This is a genomic window from Nesterenkonia populi (genome assembly GCF_007994735.1).
Taxonomy (GTDB): Bacteria; Actinomycetota; Actinomycetes; order Actinomycetales; family Micrococcaceae; genus Nesterenkonia; species Nesterenkonia populi.
In genome coordinates this window covers 1,589,866-1,608,626 of sequence record NZ_VOIL01000001.1, presented here as the reverse complement: position 1 = coordinate 1,608,626, position 18,761 = coordinate 1,589,866, and the positions used below count along the sequence as shown (strand labels likewise).

Annotated in this window: 17 protein-coding genes; 4 read left to right on the top strand and 13 right to left on the bottom strand. The window is 68.4% G+C overall.

All coding sequences use genetic code 11. The features are described 5' to 3' along the window. Nucleotides 1–37 precede the first annotated feature (37 nt). Nucleotides 38–1,327 carry a DUF349 domain-containing protein gene (locus FWJ47_RS07405; RefSeq protein ID WP_170228523.1) on the bottom strand — a complete coding sequence of 430 codons (1,290 nt, stop codon included), beginning with the start codon at nucleotides 1,325–1,327 and terminating at the stop codon, nucleotides 38–40. A 100-nt stretch (nucleotides 1,328–1,427) separates the two neighbouring features. Here FWJ47_RS07405 and hisS point away from each other — a divergent pair, with 100 nt between their 5' ends. Both hisS and aspS read left to right on the top strand, forming a co-directional pair. Next, a complete protein-coding gene (gene hisS, locus FWJ47_RS07400) occupies nucleotides 1,428–2,759 on the top strand; it encodes a histidine--tRNA ligase (RefSeq protein ID WP_147106249.1) in 1,332 nt (443 codons plus the stop codon). Nucleotides 2,760–2,827: 68 nt separating this feature from the next. After that, nucleotides 2,828–4,618: an aspartate--tRNA ligase gene (gene aspS / locus FWJ47_RS07395; RefSeq protein WP_147106246.1), complete on the top strand. Its 1,791-nt coding sequence runs from the start codon at nucleotides 2,828–2,830 to the stop codon at nucleotides 4,616–4,618. 41 nt (nucleotides 4,619–4,659) lie between these two features. On the opposite strand, the gene era is transcribed toward aspS, so the two are convergent. From era to hrcA, 7 genes are read right to left on the bottom strand one after another with little or no spacing between them, the layout of a single operon-like run. After that, nucleotides 4,660–5,637 carry a GTPase Era gene (era, locus tag FWJ47_RS07390; protein ID WP_246126203.1) on the bottom strand — a complete coding sequence of 326 codons (978 nt, stop codon included), beginning with the start codon at nucleotides 5,635–5,637 and terminating at the stop codon, nucleotides 4,660–4,662. Then, the gene (locus tag FWJ47_RS07385) at nucleotides 5,634–7,043 is read right to left on the bottom strand and encodes a hemolysin family protein (protein WP_147106243.1); all 1,410 of its coding nucleotides are present in this window, start codon (nucleotides 7,041–7,043) and stop codon (nucleotides 5,634–5,636) included. Before FWJ47_RS07385 ends, era begins: the two co-directional genes overlap by 4 nt. Nucleotides 7,044–7,045: 2 nt before the next feature. After that, on the bottom strand, nucleotides 7,046–7,540 hold the full coding sequence (ybeY, locus tag FWJ47_RS07380; RefSeq protein ID WP_147106240.1) for an rRNA maturation RNase YbeY: 495 nt from the start codon (nucleotides 7,538–7,540) through the stop codon (nucleotides 7,046–7,048). Next, nucleotides 7,537–8,577, bottom strand: a complete 1,041-nt coding sequence (locus FWJ47_RS07375) for a PhoH family protein (RefSeq protein ID WP_425465997.1) — start codon at nucleotides 8,575–8,577, stop codon at nucleotides 7,537–7,539. The genes ybeY and FWJ47_RS07375 overlap by 4 nt, the downstream gene beginning before the upstream one ends. Nucleotides 8,578–8,602: 25 nt before the next feature. Beyond that, entirely contained in the window at nucleotides 8,603–9,394 is a 792-nt protein-coding gene (locus FWJ47_RS07370; RefSeq protein WP_147106237.1) for a 16S rRNA (uracil(1498)-N(3))-methyltransferase, read from the bottom strand. 16 nt (nucleotides 9,395–9,410) lie between these two features. Next, nucleotides 9,411–10,529, bottom strand: a complete 1,119-nt coding sequence (gene dnaJ, locus FWJ47_RS07365; RefSeq protein ID WP_147106234.1) for a molecular chaperone DnaJ — start codon at nucleotides 10,527–10,529, stop codon at nucleotides 9,411–9,413. 28 nt (nucleotides 10,530–10,557) lie between these two features. Next, nucleotides 10,558–11,583 carry a heat-inducible transcriptional repressor HrcA gene (hrcA, locus tag FWJ47_RS07360; RefSeq protein WP_147106230.1) on the bottom strand — a complete coding sequence of 342 codons (1,026 nt, stop codon included), beginning with the start codon at nucleotides 11,581–11,583 and terminating at the stop codon, nucleotides 10,558–10,560. A gap of 114 nt (nucleotides 11,584–11,697) precedes the next feature. Here hrcA and FWJ47_RS07355 point away from each other — a divergent pair, with 114 nt between their 5' ends. Together FWJ47_RS07355 and FWJ47_RS07350 are read left to right on the top strand one after the other, a co-directional pair. Further along, the gene (locus FWJ47_RS07355; protein ID WP_147106227.1) at nucleotides 11,698–12,543 is read left to right on the top strand and encodes a DUF3097 family protein; all 846 of its coding nucleotides are present in this window, start codon (nucleotides 11,698–11,700) and stop codon (nucleotides 12,541–12,543) included. 106 nt (nucleotides 12,544–12,649) lie between these two features. Continuing rightward, nucleotides 12,650–13,054 (top strand): DUF4870 domain-containing protein, encoded by a 405-nt coding sequence (locus tag FWJ47_RS07350; RefSeq protein WP_147106224.1) that lies wholly within the window; start codon nucleotides 12,650–12,652, stop codon nucleotides 13,052–13,054. 3 nt (nucleotides 13,055–13,057) lie between these two features. Here the strand turns inward: FWJ47_RS07350 and hemW are convergent, their stop codons facing one another. The 5 genes from hemW to FWJ47_RS07325 form a co-directional block, all read right to left on the bottom strand. Next, entirely contained in the window at nucleotides 13,058–14,332 is a 1,275-nt protein-coding gene (hemW, locus tag FWJ47_RS07345; RefSeq protein WP_147106221.1) for a radical SAM family heme chaperone HemW, read from the bottom strand. Beyond that, nucleotides 14,333–16,195: a translation elongation factor 4 gene (gene lepA / locus FWJ47_RS07340; protein WP_147106218.1), complete on the bottom strand. Its 1,863-nt coding sequence runs from the start codon at nucleotides 16,193–16,195 to the stop codon at nucleotides 14,333–14,335. It lies immediately after the preceding gene. A gap of 108 nt (nucleotides 16,196–16,303) precedes the next feature. Then, nucleotides 16,304–16,564, bottom strand: a complete 261-nt coding sequence (rpsT, locus tag FWJ47_RS07335; RefSeq protein WP_147106215.1) for a 30S ribosomal protein S20 — start codon at nucleotides 16,562–16,564, stop codon at nucleotides 16,304–16,306. 223 nt (nucleotides 16,565–16,787) lie between these two features. Then, nucleotides 16,788–17,801, bottom strand: coding sequence for a DNA polymerase III subunit delta (holA, locus tag FWJ47_RS07330; protein ID WP_147106212.1), 1,014 nt, complete (start codon nucleotides 17,799–17,801; stop codon nucleotides 16,788–16,790). Nucleotides 17,802–17,807: 6 nt separating this feature from the next. Further along, the gene (locus FWJ47_RS07325; protein WP_246126202.1) at nucleotides 17,808–18,761 is read right to left on the bottom strand and encodes a tetratricopeptide repeat protein; all 954 of its coding nucleotides are present in this window, start codon (nucleotides 18,759–18,761) and stop codon (nucleotides 17,808–17,810) included.

Below are 18,761 nucleotides of genomic sequence, written 5' to 3'. Positions count from 1 at the left end.
ATCCGAGAGCGCTCATGATTGTAATCTATCCGTTACCTTATGCCGATTTGAGCATCTGGAGCCAACTGCGCCGCGCCGCGAGAGCCTCTTCGGCCTCCTTGATGCGCCTCTCGTCCCCTGCCTGCTGCGCGTCCGCAAGATTCTGCTCAAGCTCGGAGATCGTCTCCTCCAGCTGGGCCAGCATGGCCTCCTGCCGCTCGTCCTTGGGCGATGCGGTCTGGGCGCGGGTGGAGGAGCTCGCCTCCCGGAAGGCGTCCTGGACCTCTGCCAGAGAGCGCTCCATGCGCTTGACATCGCTGCGGGGGACTTTGCCGGCAGCGTCCCACTCATCGATGAGCCTGAAGTACCGCTCCCGGACGGCCTCCGGCTTGGTGAAGGGCATCAGCTCGCGCAGCTTCGCGAGGATCTCCTCCTTCTTCCTCAGATTCTCCGAATACTCGGCGTCGGTCTGGGCATTGGCATCGTCCCGGGCGGAGAAGAACACGTCCTGGGCGGCCCGGAAACGCTTCCACTGAGCGTCCTCGGTCTTGCGGGGCCCCCGGCCGAGAGCCTTCCACTGGTCCATCAGGCGGTGGTAGGCCTTAGTGGTGGGGCCGAAGTCGCGGGAGCTCTGGAGACGCTCGGCCTCGGAGATGAGCTCCTCCTTGGCCCGCTTGATCTCAGCGGCCTCCTTGTCCCGCTTGACGAAGAAGGCCTTGCGGCGGCGCTCGAAGGCGGACCGGGCCTCACGGAACCGCTTCCACAGCGGATCCTCCTGGGACTTGCTCAGCCGCGGGGCGGTGCGCTGCTCGGCCTTCCACGCCTCGAAGAGCTCGTTCATCCGCTCCTGGGCGTTCTTCCAGTGGGTGTTCTCCTCGTCGGCAGCAGCAAGCTGCTCGGCCTCCGCCACGATCTCCTCCCGAGCAGCGATGCGCTGCCCGATGACCGCCTGGTGAGTCTTGTCCTCCTCGGCGGCGATGCTCTCGATGCCCTTCTCAATCTCAGCCAGCAGGGCGCGCAGGCCGGCGACGTCGCCGACCCATGTGCCGTTCTCCAGCTCCTTGGACAGTCCGGCCCTGCTGGAGCGCAGCGACTTCGCGCCGTCTGCCTGGGTCGCCACACGCGCGCCGAGCAGCAGGGCGCGGTTGTAGAGCTCGTCGAACTTGCGGGTGAAGTAGGCCAGCGCCTGCTCCTCGTCCGCGGCGGAGTACTGGCCGACATAAGCACCCTCTCCCCCTTCCTCAGAGGGTTTGAGGTAGACGTGACCTTCAGCGTCGACCCAGGCAAGCTCACGGGCCTCATCCATGGGGGTCTGGTGGTAGGTCGGCTTCACGGCGGCGGGACTCATAGATTCCAGCGTAACCGCAAGACGTGCCCAGCACCGCACGGCCGGTATGATTGCCACGCCCTGCCCCCGGTCACTCATCATCAAGGAGTCCTGAGCACCTATGGCCCGTTCCGCCTCCCTCTCCGGCTATCTGGAGCTGCTTCCGGACGAGCGGCTGGTGGAGATCCACATGCTCGACACCCTGCGCCGAGTCTTCGAGTCCCACGGCTTCGCGAACATCGAGTCCCGTGCTGTGGAGACGGTGGACACCCTGCTCAACAAGGGTGAGGTGGACAAGGAGGTGTACACGGTCTCGCGCATCCACGACGACGGCTCGGAGAAGTCCCGCCTGGCGCTGCACTTCGACCTCACAGTGCCTTTCGCCCGCTACGTGGTGGAGAATGCCGGACACCTGGCCTTCCCCTTCCGCCGATACCAGATTCAGAAGGTCTGGCGCGGTGAGCGGCCCCAGGCCGGCCGGTTCCGGGAGTTCACCCAGGCGGATGTGGACATCGTCGGCGAGGGCGCGCTGCCCTTCCGCGCAGACGTGGAGCTGGCCATGGTCATGGCTCGGGCGCTGCAGGCCCTCGAAGTGGGCGAGTTCACGCTCCAGCTCAACAACAGGAAGCTCTCCACAGGCTTCTACACCGCGATCGGCCTGGGGGATGCCGCCGCAGTGCTGCGCATCGTGGACAAGCTGGACAAGATCGGCGCCGACCGGGTGCAGGCCGAACTGGCGGAGGCCGTCGGCGCCGCCCCCGAGCAGGCGCAGAAGGCTCTGGCCCTGGCACAGATCCGCACCCGCGACGCCGGGTTCGCCGAGCAGGTCCGCCAGCTGGTCTCCGACGCCGAGGACACGGAGCTGCTCGAGGAGGGCCTGGCCGAGCTCAGCGAAGTCATGACCGCCCTGAACCAGCAGGTCCCCGGCGTGGCCGTGGCCGACCTCTCCATCGCCCGGGGCCTGGACTACTACACCGGCACCGTCTACGAGACGGTGCTGACCGGGTACGAGCAGCTGGGCTCCATCTGCTCCGGCGGCCGGTACGAGTCGCTGGCCTCCAAGGGCAGGCGCGCCTACCCCGGCGTGGGCCTGTCCATCGGTGTGACCCGGCTGCTCTCAGCCCTCCTCGACTCCGGGGCGCTCCGAGCATCACGCTCAGTGCCCACCGCGGTCTACGTGACCCTGCGCAGCGACGAGGACTGGGGCGCGGCCACCGCGATCGCCGAGCAGCTGCGCGCCCGGGGCATCAGCGCCGAGGTCGCCTACAGCGCCGAGAAGTTCGGCAAGCAGATCAAGTACGCCGACCGGCGCGGCATCCCCTTCGTATGGTTCACTGACGAGGAGGGCCGCCACGAGGTCAAGGACATCCGCTCCGGCGAGCAGTCCCCCGCCGACCCGCAGACCTGGTCGCCCTCCCCTGAGGACCTGGCCCCGCGGATCATCCGAGGCTGACCATCAGCCTCCGCCCGGCACCGTCCGGACACACCGCTTCAACTGCACCGACGACGACGAGGAAACCCGTGCTCCGCACTCACACCGCCGGCGAGATCAGCGCCGAGCTCATTGGCCAGACCGTGACCCTGTCCGGATGGGTCGCCCGCCGACGCGACCACGGCGGCGTCGCCTTCCTCGACCTGCGTGACGCGTCCGGGGTCGCCCAGGTGGTGGTCCGAGATGAGGCGGACTTCGATCCGCTGCGCAACGAGTGGGTCCTGAAGATCACCGGCACCGTGGAGCGCCGTCCCGCGGGCAACGAGAACCCCAGCATCGCTTCCGGCGAGGTGGAGATCATCGTCTCCGAGCTCGAGGTGCTCAACAAGGCGCAGGCGCTGCCCTTCCAGATCGACGAGCACGTGGAGGTCGGTGAGGAGGCCCGCCTCAAGCACCGCTACCTGGACCTGCGCCGTCCCGCCCCCGCCCAGGCCCTGCGGCTGCGCTCCGAGGCCAACCGAGTGGCCCGCGAGTTCCTCCACGAGCAGAGCTACACCGAGGTGGAGACTCCCACCCTCACCCGCTCCACCCCCGAGGGAGCCCGCGACTTCCTCGTCCCGGCCCGCCTCGCCCCCGGCTCCTGGTACGCACTCCCCCAGTCCCCCCAGCTGTTCAAGCAGCTGCTCCAGGTCGGCGGCGTGGAGAAGTACTACCAGATCGCCCGCTGCTACCGGGATGAGGACTTCCGCGCCGACCGCCAGCCCGAGTTCACCCAGCTGGACATCGAGGCCAGCTTCGTGGAGCAGGAGGACATCATCTCCCTGGTGGAGGAGCTCGTCCGCCGCCTGTGGCGGCTGATCGACGTCGACATCGACGCACCCATCCCGCACATCACCTACCGGGAGGCGATGGAGCGCTACGGCACCGACAAGCCTGACCTGCGCTTCGGCCTGGAGCTCACCGAGCTCACCGAGTACTTCAAGGACACCCCATTCCGTGTGTTCCAGGCGCCCTACGTGGGTTCCGTGGTCATGCCCGGCGGCGCCGACCAGCCCCGGCGCACCCTGGACGCCTGGCAGGAATGGGCCAAGCAGCGCGGCGCCAAGGGCCTGGCCTATGTGCTGGTGCAGGAGGACGGCGAACTGGGCGGCCCCGTCGCCAAGAACATCTCCGATGAGGAGAAGGCCGGACTGGCTGAGGCCGTGGGGGCAGCACCGGGGGACTGCATCTTCTTCGCCGCCGGTGAGGTCTCCTCCTCACGTGCCCTGCTCGGAGCCGCCCGGAACGAGATCGCCCAGCGCTTGGGCCTGATCGAGGAGGGCAGCTGGTCCTTCGCCTGGGTGGTGGATGCGCCCATGTTCGAGTCCGCCGACGACGCCAAGGCTGCCGGCGATGTTGCTGTGGGCTCAGGCAGCTGGACCGCGGTGCACCACGCCTTCACCGCGCCGAAGCCCGAGTTCGCCGAGACCTTCGACACTGACCCCGGCGAGGCCCTGGCCTACGCCTACGACCTGGTGTGCAACGGCAACGAGATCGGCGGCGGCTCCATCCGTATACACCGCCAGGACGTCCAGGAGCGCGTCTTCAAGGTGATGGGCATCTCCGAGGAGGACGCCCGGGAGAAGTTCGGCTTCCTGCTCGACGCCATGAAGTACGGTGCTCCGCCGCACGGCGGCTTCGCCTTCGGCTGGGACCGGACGGTCGCGTTCCTCGCCGGCGAGGACTCCATCCGCGAGGTCATCGCCTTCCCGAAGACCGGCGGCGGCTTCGACCCGCTGACCGCCGCCCCAGCCCCCATCACGCCGCAGCAGCGCAAGGAGGCCGGCGTGGACTTCAAGCCTGAGAAGAAGGAGAGCGCCGAGGCTCCCCGGCAGTCCTGAGCCCTCCCCGCCCGCAGCGGAAGGGGCTGGGCGGGCTCGGATCAGAATCCGAGCCGGTTCAGCTTCTTCGCGTCGCGCTGCCATTCCTTGGTGACCTTCACGTGCAGGTCCAGGTAGATGGGTGTGCCCAGCAGCCTGACGATGCCCTCCCGGGACTGTGAGCCGATCTGCCGGAGCCGGCTGCCGCCCTTGCCGATGATGATGGCCTTCTGGGAGTCGCGCTCCACGTGGATGGTGGCGTGCACGTCCACCAACGGCCTATCCTCCGGCCGGCCCTCCCGCGGTGCCATCTCATCCACGACGACCGCGATGGAGTGGGGCAGCTCGTCACGCACATCCTCCAGAGCGGCCTCCCGGATCAGCTCGGCGACCATCACAGCCTCAGGCTCATCGGTGAGCTCGCCCGTGGGGTAGAGCGGCGGAGAGGCGGGAAGCATCCCCGTGAGCTGATCCGCCACGGTGTCCACCTGGATGCCGTCAACAGCCGATACGGGGATGATCGCGGCGAACCCGTCGGCCTGCTCCTTCTCCCCGGCCAGGTGCTCGCGCCCCAGCTGATCGACCGCGATCAGCTGCTCAGGCAGTCGGGACTTGGGAATCTTGTCCACTTTGGTCACCAGAGCCACCACCGGCTTGTGAGAGACCTTGGTCAGCTGGGAGGCGATGAACCTGTCCCCCGGGCCCACCTTCTCGTCGGCGGGGATGCAGAAGCCGACCACGTCGACCTCACTGAGGGTGTCGACCACCAGATCATTCAGGCGGGACCCGAGCAGGGTGCGCGGCCGATGCAGCCCAGGAGTGTCCACCAGGACCAGCTGAGCGCCCTCCCGGGTGACGATCCCGCGGATGGTGTGCCGGGTGGTCTGCGGCTTGGACGAGGTGATGGCCACCTTCTCCCCCACCAGCGAATTGGTCAGAGTGGACTTGCCCGCGTTGGGCCGGCCCACGAAGGATGCAAAGCCGGCACGGTAGTTCTCATCATGCTCGGGGAACTCGTCAATCAGCACACCGTCGCTCAACGGGCAGCCTCACTCTCGGTCACGGAGTCGGACTCCTCCGGCTCATCATCGTTCAGCGCGGCCTGCTCATCCTCGGTGCCCACCGCTCCGCGGGCGCCGCGCCGGCCCTCGGACTCCCAGGCCAGCACATGGCTGACGCGGTTGCGGCGGCCGGTGAGCCGGTCCGCGTGCAGGACAACGGTGGTGCTGTTCCGGCGCGTGATCTCCACCTCGGAGCCGGCGATCGGCACACGGCCCAGGTGCTTGGCGAGCAGCCCGCCGACCGTGTCGACGTCCTCCTCGTCCTCCAGGTCGATGCCGAACGCATCGGCGAAGTCATCGATGCTCATCCGGGCGGACAGTCGCAGCCGGCCGTCCTCCAGGGGCTCCACCTCCGCATCCTCATGGTCATACTCGTCGACGATCTCTCCGACGAGCTCCTCGATGAGGTCCTCCATCGTCACCATGCCGGCGGTGCCGCCGTACTCATCGATGACGACCGCCACATGGGTGGTCTCCCGCTGAAGCTCAGAGAGGAACTCTCCCACCGACTTGGACTCAGGAACGTACCGGACATCGCGCTGAAGCTCCTCAGCCAAGATGGTCTCCGGGCCGCGCGAGGAGAAGTGCTCGGGCGCCCGGCCGATGCGCAGCATGTGCTCCAGGTACGCCACGTCCTTCAGATAGATCATCCCGGTGATGTCGTCCGCGGAGCCGCGGATGACCGGCACCCGGGAATGGCCGGAGCGCAGAAACAGCGTCATCGCCTCATCCAGGGTGGCGTCGGCGTCGATGGTCACCATGTCGGTGCGCGGAACCATCACGGCCCGGACCCGGGTGCTCGACATCTCGAAGACCGACTGGATGAGCTCCGCTTCGGCGTCCTCGATGACGTCGGACTCGTTGGCGCGAGCGATGTACTCCAGCAGCTCATCATCGTCGAAGAACCCCTGGTCGCCCCCGGCTGTGCCGGGGAACAGCCTCACACCAGCCGCGGAGAGCCACTGCGGGATGGGCCCCAGGCTCAGCCGCAGGCCGCGAACCATGCGTGCGGTCGCCGCAGAGATGAACTCGTGCTGAGCCCGGCCCACCTTCCGGGGCGAGATCGCTGCGGAGACGAACCCGCTGACCGTCAGCGCCACGGCCGCCACGATCGCGCCCAGCACCAGGTCGTCCATCAGGATCACAGCGGTGACTGTGATCAGCACGACGGCGATGGTGGTCAGCACCCAGCGCCACATCTGCAGAGCCAGGGTGTGCGGGACCGGCTCCTCGAGGATGCGGTGCACCGCACGGGAGCCGTGCTTCTCCGCGATCTCCTCAGCCTCCTTGCGGGTGAGCCGGATGAACGCGGCCTCCGCGGTGGACAGCAGGAAGGCCAGCGCCGCCGCGGTCAGGGCGCCGAGGATGAGGATGGTGATGATCATGGTCAGGCGTGGTCGCTCTCAGTGGGCGCAGGGGCATCACGGCCCAGATATTCCTCCAGGAGCAACCGCTGCAGGCGGAACATCTCTTCGCGGGAGGCTTCCTCGCCGTGGTCGTACCCCAAGAGGTGGAGCACCCCGTGCGCCGTCAGCAGGCAGAGCTCATCGGCCAGCGAGTGCCCATGAGCCTCGGCCTGGGAAGCGCCCACTGCGGGGCATAGGACGATGTCTCCCAGCGTGCCGGCCTCCACCGGCCTGCCCGGCAGTCCGGGCGAGAGCTCGTCCATGGGGAAGCTCATCACGTCAGTGGATCCGGGCAGGTCCATCCAGTCCAGGTGGAGCTGCTCCATCTGCCGCTCGTCCACAAGGGTGACCGCCAGCTCCACCTCCGGACGGAGGTGCAGATGCCCGTAGAGGAACGCGGCCAGGTCGGTCAGCTCGGCCAGATCCTCCGGGGTGACCAGCTCATGGCTGGACTCGTCAGTGATGGAGAAGCTCATGGGCGGCTCTCCCGGCGGGGCCGCGGCTCTCCGGCCTGGTATCGGTCGTAGGCGTCGACGATGCGGCCGACGAGCTCATGGCGGACCACGTCCTCGGAGGTCAGGCGGGTGATGCTGATGTCGTCCACTCCGCTCAGGATGTCCAGGACGGTGCGCAGTCCGGAGTCAGTGCCGCGGGGCAGATCCACCTGAGTGATGTCCCCGGTGACGACGATCTTGGAGTTGAACCCGAGGCGGGTGAGGAACATCTTCATCTGCTCGGCGGTGGTGTTCTGCGCCTCATCAAGGATGATGAAGGAGTCGTTGAGGGTGCGGCCGCGCATGTAGGCGAGCGGCGCCACCTCGATGGTGCCGGAGGCCATGAGCTGAGGGATCGACTCCGGCTCCAGCATGTCGTGCAGGGCGTCGTAGAGCGGCCGCAGGTACGGGTCGATCTTCTCGTTGAGCGAGCCGGGCAGGAAGCCGAGCTTCTCCCCGGCCTCCACGGCGGGGCGGGTCAGAATGATTCGGTTGATCTCCTTGGCCTGCAGCGCCTGGACCGCCTTGGCCATTGCCAAATAGGTCTTGCCGGTGCCTGCCGGCCCGATCCCGAAGACCACGGTGGACTCATCGATCGTCTCCACATACCGCTGCTGATTGGCGGTCTTCGGCCGGATGGTCCGCCCCCGGTGGGACAGGATGTTGGTGGCGACCATGCGCGCGGAGGTCGTCGCGTTCTGCGAGCGGACCATGGTGATGATCTGTTCTGCGATCTCCTCCGTGGCGGTGGTGCCCGCTGCCGCGAGGGTCCGCAGCTGGGTGAGGACCTCGACGATCTGGGCCACGTCGGTGCTGTGGCCGCTCACGGTGATCTGACGCTCGCGCAGCCCGATGCTGGCCTCCGGGTAGAGGCCGGCGAGGATGCGGACGGCCAGGTCCTGCACACCGAGGGTGCGGAACATCGTCTCGGCGTCGGCGAAGGTCACCTGCCGCTCAGCGGCGGGCTGGCCCTCGACGGGCTCTTCGGCATTCGGGGTCTCAGTAATGGAAAGCCTCACTTGTGATGGTCGGCGTCGTCACTGATCAGGATAGCGGCCAGTCCCAGCGCCCAAGGAGCAGCTGGGCTCCAGCCAGGGCCGCGGGGCCGGCCGTGGAGGACCGCAGCACGGTGGCGCCCAGCCGTGCGGTGCGCGCCCCAGCCTCCGTCAGCTGGGCGAGCTCCGCGTCGCTGATGCCGCCCTCCGGGCCCACCACGAGGTGAAGCTCCTGCGGGGCGGCCACGGCCTCTCCGAGGGCTCCGAGCTGGGCGAGAGCGTCCCGGAGGCTGATCTTCTCCGTCTCATGGAGCACGAGGACCGCGGTGCCCGGCTCGCCGCTGACCCTGCGGACGTACTGGCCGGTGGTGTGCAGCTGCTCGACCGGCGGGATGCCGGTGCGTCGCGTCTGCTTGGCCGCGGCCGCCGCGGTGCTTGCCCATTCGGAGTGCTTCTTGGCCTCCCGGCCGGCCTTCCACTTCGCCACAGAGCGCTCGGCCTGCCAGGGAATGATCCTGTCGGCCCCCAGCTCGGCGGCGGACTCCACGGCCTGCAGGTCCCGCTTGTCCTTCGCCAGCGCCTGCACCAGGACGAGCCTGGGGAGTTGCTCCGGGTCGATGACGGATTCGCGGACCTCCAGGCGCAGCCGGCCCTCGCCGGATTCGCGCACGACGCCGCTCACCCGGGTCCGCTCCGTGTCGGAGAGCTGGATCTCCTCGCCGGGCGCCAGCCGCATCACGGTGGCGGCATGGTGGCCCTCTGCACCGTCCAGCAGGATGACTGATCCGGAGGTCGCGCCGTCGAGGGCGCCCGGCCGCAGGTGGAACAGGGGGGCCGTCATGCTCGCACCTGCGGGGTCACAGGGACTCCCAGGCCTCGCGGAACTTCTTGAACATGCCCTTGTGCTCGGTGGAGGACTCACCGGGCTTCTCGCCGCGCTCCTCCGCGAGCATCTTCAGCAGTTCGCGCTGCTTGTCGCTGAGCTTGGTGGGGGTCTCCACCTTCAGGTGCACCTTGAGGTCGCCGCGGCCGGTGCCCCGCAGATGGGCGACGCCCTTGCCCCGCAGAGTGATGACCTCGCCGGACTGGGTCCCGGGCTTGACCTCGAGCTCCTCGGTGCCGTCGAAGGTCTCGATCGTCGTCGTAGTGCCCAGCGCCGCGGAGGCCATCGGGATCGTGACCGTGGCGTGCAGATCGTTGCCGCGCCGGGTGAAGACGGCATGCGTGCGGACGTCCACTTCGATGAACAGGTCGCCCGGAGGGCCCCCGGCGACGCCGGCCTCCCCCTCACCGGCCAGGTGGATGCGGTTGCCGCGGTCCACGCCCGCGGGGATCTTCACCTTCAGGGTGCGCCGCTCACGGACCCGGCCCTGGCCGTCGCACTCCTTGCAGGGATCTTCGATGATGTTGCCGAAGCCGGTGCAGCGCGGGCAGGTCTGGGTCTGCACCACGGTGCCGAGGATGGATCGCATGGGGCGCTGGATCTGGCCCTGGCCGTGGCAGTCGGGGCAGGTGGTCGGCCTGGTGCCGGGCTGCATTCCGGATGAGTCGCACACGGAGCAGCCGACCGCCGTCTCGACCTCGACCTCCTTGGTGGTGCCGAAGACAGCATCGCGCAGGTCGATGCGCACCCGCAGGAGGGCGTCCTGGCCGCGCCGGGTACGACTGGCGGGGCCTGCCGAGCCCCCGCCGAAGAAGGTCTCGAAGATGTCGCTGAAGCCGCCGAAGCCGCCCCCGCCCCCTCCGAAGCCGGCGGGACGGCCCTCGGGGTCACCGGTGGCGTCATAGTTCTGCCGCTTCTGGGGGTCCGCGAGCACCTCGTAGGCCGTGCCGAGCAGCTTGAACTGCTCCTCGGCATCCTCGGCGTCGTTGACGTCCGGATGCAGCTTGCGGGCCTTCTTGCGGTAGGCCTTCTTGATCTCCTCGGTCGAGGCGTTCCGAGAGACGCCCAGCGCCTCGTAGTAGTCAGAGCTCATCAGCTGTGGTTCTCACCCTTTTGGTTCTCTATTCGGACAGGATGCGCGAAAGGTACCGCGCCATGGCCCGCACGGCCGACATCGTTGAGGTGTAGTCCATTCGGGTGGGGCCGACGACGCCGAGCTTGGCGCCTTCGCCCCCGGCGTCGGAGGGCACGTACTCGGCGGCTACCACGGAGGTCTCCACCAGAGAACGGTGCGAGGTCTCCTGGCCGATCCGGATGGAGAGGCCCCGCCGGTCCTGCTGCATCTCGTGCAGCAGCCGCAGCAGGGTCACCTGCTCCTCCAGGGCCTCAAGGATCGGGGCGATGGAGGGGCCGAAGTCCCCGCCTGACTTGGCGAGGTTAGCAGTGCCGGCCATGATGATGCGATCCACCCGGCCCGACTCCAGCAGACCCTCGAGCGCGTTGGCGATGATCGCCATGGCCGGCCGCAGGGCAGGCTCGACGGCGCCCATCAGGCTCTCCGCCGGCAGGGGCAGGGCGGAGGCTGACCGGCCCGCGAGCTTCTCGGAGAGCCGAAGCCCGATCGTGTGGAGGGAATCGTCCTGTGCGGGCTGGGGCAGGGTGACCATCCGCTGCTCCACCTTGCCCGTGGAGAGGATCACGATCACCACCGCCCGGGTCCCGGTGACCGGGACGACGTCGACGTGCCGGATCTTCGCCGAGGTCTGCTGCGGATACTGGGCCACGGCCACCTGGTTGGTCAGCGTGGCGAGCAGCCGCACGGTCTGCTCAAGCATCGCCTCGTGGTCATCGGCGGTGTCCGCGAGCAGATCCATGGCCCGGCGCTCAGCCTTGGAGAGCGGACGGACCTCAGTGATCCGGTCGACGAACAGCCTGTATCCGGAGTCGGTGGGGATGCGCCCCGCAGAGGTGTGCGGGGCGGCGATCAGCCCGTCCTCCTCCAGCTGGGCCATGTCATTGCGGATGGTCGCCGGGGAGACCTCCAGGTTGTGCCGCTCCACGAGCGCCCTGGAGCCCACCGGCTCACGGGTGTGGACGTAGTCCTCCACGATGGCTCGCAGCACCTGCAGCCGCCGGGTGTCGGACACCGCGCACCTCCTTAGCACTCTCCAATGTCGACTGCTAATTATACGGGTGGACGCTGCTCCCGCCATGGCGCGTCGCCGCGAGCCGGGAGCCCCGCCTCACTAGAGTCTCACCCTATGCCGATGCACTCATGGGGACCGCAGGACCTCTCCGCCCACCGCCGAGCGCCTCAGCTGCCGCAGGCGCCGGCGGAGACAGGCACCGTCGTGGAGGAGACGGAGACCGGCTGGACGGGCGCCGTCGTCGGACTCGACCACGTCCACGGCGTCCGCAGCGTCCGGCTCGAGGACCGGCGCGGAGCCGTCCGAACCTTCCCGCTGGGCCCTGGGTTCCTCATCGACGGAGAGCCCGTGGAGCTCATTGCGCCCCAGCCCAGGACCGTCCGGGCAGCGCCCCGGCGCACCGCCTCAGGGTCCTTCGCCGTCACCGGCCAGAGGGCCCGGGCCGCTCGCGCCTCCCGCATCTGGGTCGAAGGCACCCACGACGCCGAACTGGTCGAGAAGGTCTGGGGCGACGACCTGCGCGCCGAAGGGATCGTCGTGGAGCCTCTCCACGGCGCCGACGACCTCAGGGGCGCCGTGGCCGAGTTCCAGCCCGCCCCCCACCGCCGCCTCGGAGTGCTGCTGGACCACCTCGTCCCCGGTTCGAAGGAGACCCGAATAGCCCAGGAGGTGATGTCTCAGCCGGGCGCCCGCGGAAACGTGCTCATCCTCGGCCACCCCTATGTGGACGTGTGGCAGGCCGTGAAGCCCGAACGCGTCGGCCTGGAGGAATGGCCGCGCATTCCTCGCGGCACCGACATCAAAGTCGGCACTCTCAGAGCGCTTGGCCTGCCGCACAGCAGCCAGCGCGACATCGCTCACGGCTGGAAGCAGATTCTCGGCCGGGTCCGCAGCTACGTGGACCTCGAGCCCACTCTGCTGGGACGCGTCGAGGAGCTGATCGACTTCGTGACGGTCTAGTCCCTGCTGGCGCGCCTCACCCGCTCATCATCCGGCGTGACACGCCCTCGTGCCCATTTCACAGGTATCAGCGGCTGTTCAGGCGGACAGTCGTAAAATTGGACGCATGTCGCAGTCGCACACTTCCCGCCCCACCGCATCCCAGCAGATGCGCGGCTCCGATTCGTCCGCCCCGCCGCTGACCCCTGAGGAGGATCGCCGGTGGGCCACCCTTGCCCACTTCGGCGGCCTCGCCGGATGCTTCCCCTCCTTGGGCGTCTACCTGATCTTCCGCGACCGCGGCCCCTTCACCGCGCAGGAATCCCGGGAGGCGCTGAACTTCACCCTGCCGCTGACCATCGTTCTGATCGCGCTCTTCGCGCTCGGATACCTGCCGGCCGTCGGCTGGATCTTCAGCCTCAGCGCCGTCTTCCTCTGGGCCATCATGGCCATCACCGGGCTCGTCGCGGGCGCAGAGTGCAACAAGGGCCGCCCCTACCGCTACCGACTCAACTTCCGCTTCATCGAGTAGGCCTCAGCCGGCCAGGCGGTGGGTGACGGCATCGGCCAGCAGCCGGCCCCGGAGGGTCAGCACTGCTCGGCCCTGGGGATGCGATGAGGTCCGCCTGGCCTTCTCCGGTTCGATGAGGCCCTCAGCCGCCAGCTGCGCCAACGCCTCCGGACTGACCGTAGCTGAGCCGGGCAGCGCGTTGTGCTCAGCTATGTCCAGTCCCTCGGCGATGCGCAGACGCAGCATCAGATGCTCCAGGGCCTGAGCCTCCGCGTCGAGGACCTCACGCCCCTGACCGGGCGATATCCCTTGGTGCAGCCGCTGGGCATAGGCCGCCGGATGCTTGGCGTTCCACCAGCGCAGCCCCGCCAGGTGGGAGTGCGCCCCTGGGCCGGCGCCCCACCAGTCCGAGTCCAGCCAGTAGTTCAGGTTGTGCTGGGAACGCGTGGCCTGGGAGGTCGACCAGTTGGACACCTCATACCAGCCGTAGCCGGCCGCGCTCAGCAGCTCATCAGCCAGCAGGTACTTATCCGCGTGGTCATCGCCGTCGACGTCTGGCAGCTCGCCGCGCCTGACTGCCGCAGCCATGGCCGTGCCCTCCTCCACGATCAGAGAGTACGCAGAGATGTGATCCGGGCCCATCCCGATGGCCGCCTCGAGGCTCTCCCGCCAATCTGCCAGGGACTCTCCCGGGGTCCCGTAGATGAGATCCAGGCTCACCTGCAGGCCGGCGGAGCGGGCCGCCTCCACCGCTGCCGGGACATTCCGAGGGTCGTGCGTCCGGTCCAGGACGGCCAGCACATCAGGCACAGCCGACTGCATGCCGAGGCTGATGCGGGTGAACCCTGCCTCGGCCAGCACGCGCGCTGACTCGGGCGTCACCGTGTCCGGATTCGCCTCGGTGGTGATCTCAGCACCGGGGACACAGCCGAACAGCTCACGCACCGCGGCCAGAATCCGTGCCAGATCCTCAGCCGGCAGAAGGGTCGGCGTTCCTCCCCCGAAGAAGACCGTCGAGAGGGCACGAGCCGGGGCGCCGGCCTCATCGAGCACCCGGCGGGCGAATTCCAGCTCCGAGATGAGGGTGTCCGGGTAGGACTGCCGAGAGGCCCCGGGGCCGAGATCCTCAGCGGTGTAGGTGTTGAAGTCGCAGTACCCGCACCGCACGGAGCAGAACGGAATGTGGACATAGAGACCAAGGGGCTTGCCGGCCCGCGCCGGCAGCGCCTGCAGGACCTCCGGGGGAAAGCTCCCGTCAGCCGGAGCCGGGTCGCCCAGAGGCAGGGCGGAGGGAGCCAACTACTTCTTGCCCGCCTTCTCCTTGCCGGCATCCTCGTCGGAGCTCAGCGCGGCGATGAACGCCTCCTGCGGGACCTCCACGGTGCCGACCATCTTCATGCGCTTCTTACCCTCCTTCTGCTTCTCCAGCAGTTTGCGCTTACGGCTGATGTCGCCGCCGTAGCATTTGGAGAGCACGTCCTTGCGGATGGCACGGATGTTCTCACGAGCAATGATCCGGCTGCCTATGGCCGCCTGGATGGGCACCTCGAACTGCTGGCGCGGAATCAGGTCCTTCAGCTTGGAGGCCATCTTCACGCCGTAGCTGTAGGCATGGTCCCGGTGAGTGATGGCGGAGAAGGCGTCCACCTGGTCGCCCTGGAGCAGAATGTCCACCTTGACCAGGTCCGAGGCCTGGTCGCCCGCTGCCTGCCAGTTCAGCGATGCGTAGCCCTTGGTCCGAGACTTCAGCAGGTCGAAGAAGTCGAAGACGATCTCTGCAAGGGGCATGCGGTAGCGGATCTCCACCCGGTCCTCGGAGAGATAGTCCATGCCCTGCATCTGGCCGCGCCGCTCCTGGCACAGCTCCATGACGGGGCCGATGAACTCGGCGGGCACAATGACCGTGGCGTCGACGATGGGCTCACGGATCTCATCCACCTTGCCCTCGGGGAATTCGGAGGGGTTGGTGACGTGGTGGCGCTCACCCCCTTCGTCGAGCACCTCGTAGATGACGTTGGGGGCGGTGGAGATGAGGTCGAGATTGTACTCAGCCTCGAGGCGCTGCCGGGTGATCTCCAGGTGCAGCAGGCCCAGGAAGCCCACGCGGAAGCCGAAGCCCAGCGCCGCGGAGACCTCGGGCTCGAAGTTCAGCGCGGCATCGTTGAGCTGCAGCTTCTCCAGGGCCTCACGCAGCACCGGGAAGTCTGAGCCGTCGATGGGGAACAGCCCGGAGTAGACCATGGGCCGGGGCTCCTGATAGCCGCCGATGATGTCTGCGGCGGGAGCCTTGGCAGCCGTGACGGTGTCGCCGACTTTGGACTGGCGGACGTCTTTCACTCCGGTGATGAGATAGCCCACCTCCCCGACGCTGAGGCCGGCGGCGGCTTCAGGCTCGGGCTGTGAGACGCCGAGCTCCAGCAGCTCATGCGTGGCGCCCGTCGACATCATCTTGATCTTCTCGCGGTGGGAGAGCCTTCCGTCCACCACCCGCACAAAGGTCACCACTCCGCGGTAGGTGTCATAGACGGAGTCGAAGATCATCGCGCGAGCCGGAGCATCGGCGTCGCCCACGGGGGCCGGAACTTCCTCGACGAGCTTGTCCAGCAGGTCCTCAACCCCCTCACCGGTCTTGCCGGAGACCCGCAGCACCTCATCGGGCTCGCAGCCGATCAGGTGCGCGAGCTCCTCAGCGTACTTGTCCGGCATGGCGGCCGGCAGGTCGATCTTGTTGAGCACGGGGATGATGGCGAGCTCGTGCTCCATGGCCAGGTAGAGGTTCGCCAGGGTCTGGGCCTCGATGCCCTGGGCGGCGTCCACCAGCAGGATCGCTCCCTCGCAGGCGGCCAGGGAGCGGGAGACCTCGTAGGAGAAGTCGACGTGGCCGGGGGTGTCGATCATGTGGAAGGCGTAGGTGCCTCCGTCGTGCTCCCAGGGCATCCGGACGGCCTGGGACTTGATGGTGATGCCGCGGTCACGCTCGATGTCCATCCGGTCGAGGTACTGGGCCTTCATCTGGCGAGGCTCGACCACCCCGGTGAGCTGGAGCATGCGATCGGCCAGGGTGGACTTGCCGTGGTCGATGTGGGCGATGATGCAGAAGTTGCGGATCGCCGCCGGATCGGTCTTGGCAGGCGCCAGTGGGGAGCTGGCCTTGGGTGACACGGGGTGGGACATCCTTTGCTCGACGGCGGGCGGGCTTAGGGCTCCATAGTACGCGGAAGGCTCCGCTCCAGTGCGGAGCGGAGCCTTCCGGCGACGATCAGGCGGCGATCAGAGGGAGTTCACCTGAGCAGCCAGGCCGGACTTGCGGTTGGCGGCCTGGTTCTTGTGGATGACGCCCTTGGAGACGGCTTTGTCCAGCTTGCGGGCGGCTTGGCTGTGAGCGGCCGCTGCGGCGTCCTTGTCGCCGGCGGCGACAGCGTTGCGGACCTTCTTCACGGCGGTCTTCAGCTCCGACTTCACGCCCTGGTTGCGCTGGCGGGCCTTCTCATTGGTGAGAATGCGCTTCTTCTGAGACTTGATGTTTGCCATCGTCGTTCTTCCTGTTCTGTGTGCGTCGTTGATGGGCTGCACATCCCTGGGGCACGACGGCGGAAGACTTCAGTGGTGTGGGGAACCATGGCGATAAGACCTGCAGCCCGTCGGGTAGAGGGGCCCTGAGCCGCAGGCGCTGATGCCGTCGCCGGGAATGCTCTTCGACCTTTTCAGGTCTTTGGACACTAGTGATCAATCGTAGCAGAGCCGGCCCGGCTTCTCAGCGTCCGGCCGCGGCCGCGATGGCCGCAACGGCTCGCTCCACGGAGTACTCGGGGGTCCGGGCAGCACCTTTGGCCTCGGCATCGGCGGCCGCAACGGCCTCCACGGCCTGAGCCGCGGCCCGCGGGGTCCACCCGCGGGCGACCTCTGCGGACTGCTTCAGCTGCCAAGGTGCCGCCCCGAGGGCCGAGGCGAGCTGGTCCGGCCGCCCTCGGTGGTCCACCAGAGCCGCGACCTGCCGGCCCTTGCGCGCGAGGGCGGCAGTGACAGCGATGGGCGAGACGCCGGTGGCGACAGCGTGCCGGTAGAGCCGGACCGCTGCCTCGCCCCGGCCCTCGAACGCGGCGTCGGCAACTTTGAAGGCGCTGGCCTCCACGCGGCCGCCGAAGTACTTGTCCACGTGCTCGGCGGTGATGTCCCCGGAGACGTCGCGCAGCAGCTGCTGTGAGGCTGAGCCGAGGTCGGACAGCGTTCCGCCGGCGGCGGCGACCAGGGCGCGGGCGGCATCGGGGTGGATGGTGCGGCGCGCGGCCCGGAACTCCTGGCGCAGAAAGTCCAGCTTGTCGCTGTCCGACTTCACGGGAGCACAGTCCACGACGACGGCGCGCTGGGCCAGTGCATCGAGAAGCTTCTTGCCCCGGTTGCCCCCAGTGTGCCGCAGCACCAGGGTGACCTCCTCATCGGCGGGCTGCTCCAGGTAGGACAGTGCATCAGTGAGGAAGGCGTCGCTGGTCCGGGCAAGGTCCTCGGCCAGGATCAGCCGGGGCTCGCCGAAGAGGGAGGGCGAAGCCAGGGCGGGGAGCTCGCCCGCAGCAGCGTCGGATACGTCCAGGCGCGTGTACTCGAGTTCGGCATGCTGCTCACGCAGGCCCTGCTTGATGCGGTCCAGGGCACGGGCGGCGAGGTAATCCTCGGAGCCTCGGAGCAGCACCAGCGGAGCCGGCTCCGCTGACCGGAAACTGACTCCGCTGGACTTCGAGGAGCTGCCCCTGGCAGCGCTGCGCGGCGGCATAAGGGCCTAGAACAGCGCGCGCGCCAGGTCGCGGCGCGACTTGGCGACGCGCGGGTCATCGTCGCCGACGATGCTGTAGAGCTCCACCAGGTGCTTTCGTGCGGTCTCCCGCTCCTCCCCCGGGTGGGTCTGGATGAAGCGGATGAGGCGGGCGAAGGCGTCCTCCACGTGACCGCCGAGCACGTCCATGTCAGCCACCGCGGTCTGGGCCTCGGCGCTGTCGGGCTGGTCTGCGGCCTGCTGGCGGACGGCCGCGAGGTCTGCGTCCTGGGTGCGCTGCATGAGCTTCACCTGCGCAATGCCGAGTTTGGCGTCCTCGTCGCCGGGGCTATCCTTCAGCGCCTGCTCGTAAGCGGAGACGGCGCCGTCGAGGTCGCCCTGCTCCAGAGCTTCGTGGGCCTTCTGGTGCAGCGGGGGGAGCTCCTGCTCCTGCCCCTCCTCGCCGTCGCTCTGGCGCGACTGGGCGGGAACCGTTCCCGTGATGCCGTTCTGGGTGGCCATCTGCAGGATCTGGTCCACCACCTGCGGCAGCTGCTCCGCTGGAGCGCTGGAGTCGAATTCGCCCATCGGCTGCCCGCCCAGGAACGCAGTCACCACTGGCAGCTGGCCAGCCTGCTGGGCAAGCTGCGGGTTGGCGGCGGCGTCGATGGTCGCGAGCACGGCCCGGCCCGCCTTGGAGTCGACCGCCCGGGTCAGCGCGTCGCGGAACTGCTGAGAGGTGGGGTCCTCACCATGGATGAGGACCAGCACCGGGGCCTGTGAGGAGAGCTGCAGCACCTGCTGAAGCTCCTGAGGCTGCACCGCGATGGCCCATGAGTCGCGGCCGGGGCCGCCGTCTGCGGACCGCTGAGCTGCGGGCTGCTGCTGTGCGGGGGCCTGCTGCCCGGAGAGGGCGGAGAGATCCACCGCTCCCCTGGCGTTCACACTGGCTCCGGCTGGGCCGGCGGGCTGGTTCGTCAT

What these genes read in the sequence shown, in the direction of transcription:
- FWJ47_RS07405 (WP_170228523.1), bottom strand. Translation starts at nt 1,327, where the DNA reads ATGAGTCCCGCCGCCGTGAAGCCGACCTACCACCAGACCCCCATGGAT.
- FWJ47_RS07370 (WP_147106237.1), bottom strand. Translation starts at nt 9,394, where the DNA reads ATGACGGCCCCCCTGTTCCACCTGCGGCCGGGCGCCCTCGACGGCGCG.
- hisS (WP_147106249.1), top strand. Translation starts at nt 1,428, where the DNA reads ATGGCCCGTTCCGCCTCCCTCTCCGGCTATCTGGAGCTGCTTCCGGAC.
- rpsT (WP_147106215.1), bottom strand. Translation starts at nt 16,564, where the DNA reads ATGGCAAACATCAAGTCTCAGAAGAAGCGCATTCTCACCAATGAGAAG.
- FWJ47_RS07350 (WP_147106224.1), top strand. Translation starts at nt 12,650, where the DNA reads ATGTCGCAGTCGCACACTTCCCGCCCCACCGCATCCCAGCAGATGCGC.
- FWJ47_RS07355 (WP_147106227.1), top strand. Translation starts at nt 11,698, where the DNA reads ATGCCGATGCACTCATGGGGACCGCAGGACCTCTCCGCCCACCGCCGA.
- ybeY (WP_147106240.1), bottom strand. Translation starts at nt 7,540, where the DNA reads ATGAGCTTCTCCATCACTGACGAGTCCAGCCATGAGCTGGTCACCCCG.
- dnaJ (WP_147106234.1), bottom strand. Translation starts at nt 10,529, where the DNA reads ATGAGCTCTGACTACTACGAGGCGCTGGGCGTCTCTCGGAACGCCTCG.
- holA (WP_147106212.1), bottom strand. Translation starts at nt 17,801, where the DNA reads ATGCCGCCGCGCAGCGCTGCCAGGGGCAGCTCCTCGAAGTCCAGCGGA.
- FWJ47_RS07325 (WP_246126202.1), bottom strand. Translation starts at nt 18,761, where the DNA reads ATGACGAACCAGCCCGCCGGCCCAGCCGGAGCCAGTGTGAACGCCAGG.
- FWJ47_RS07385 (WP_147106243.1), bottom strand. Translation starts at nt 7,043, where the DNA reads ATGATCATCACCATCCTCATCCTCGGCGCCCTGACCGCGGCGGCGCTG.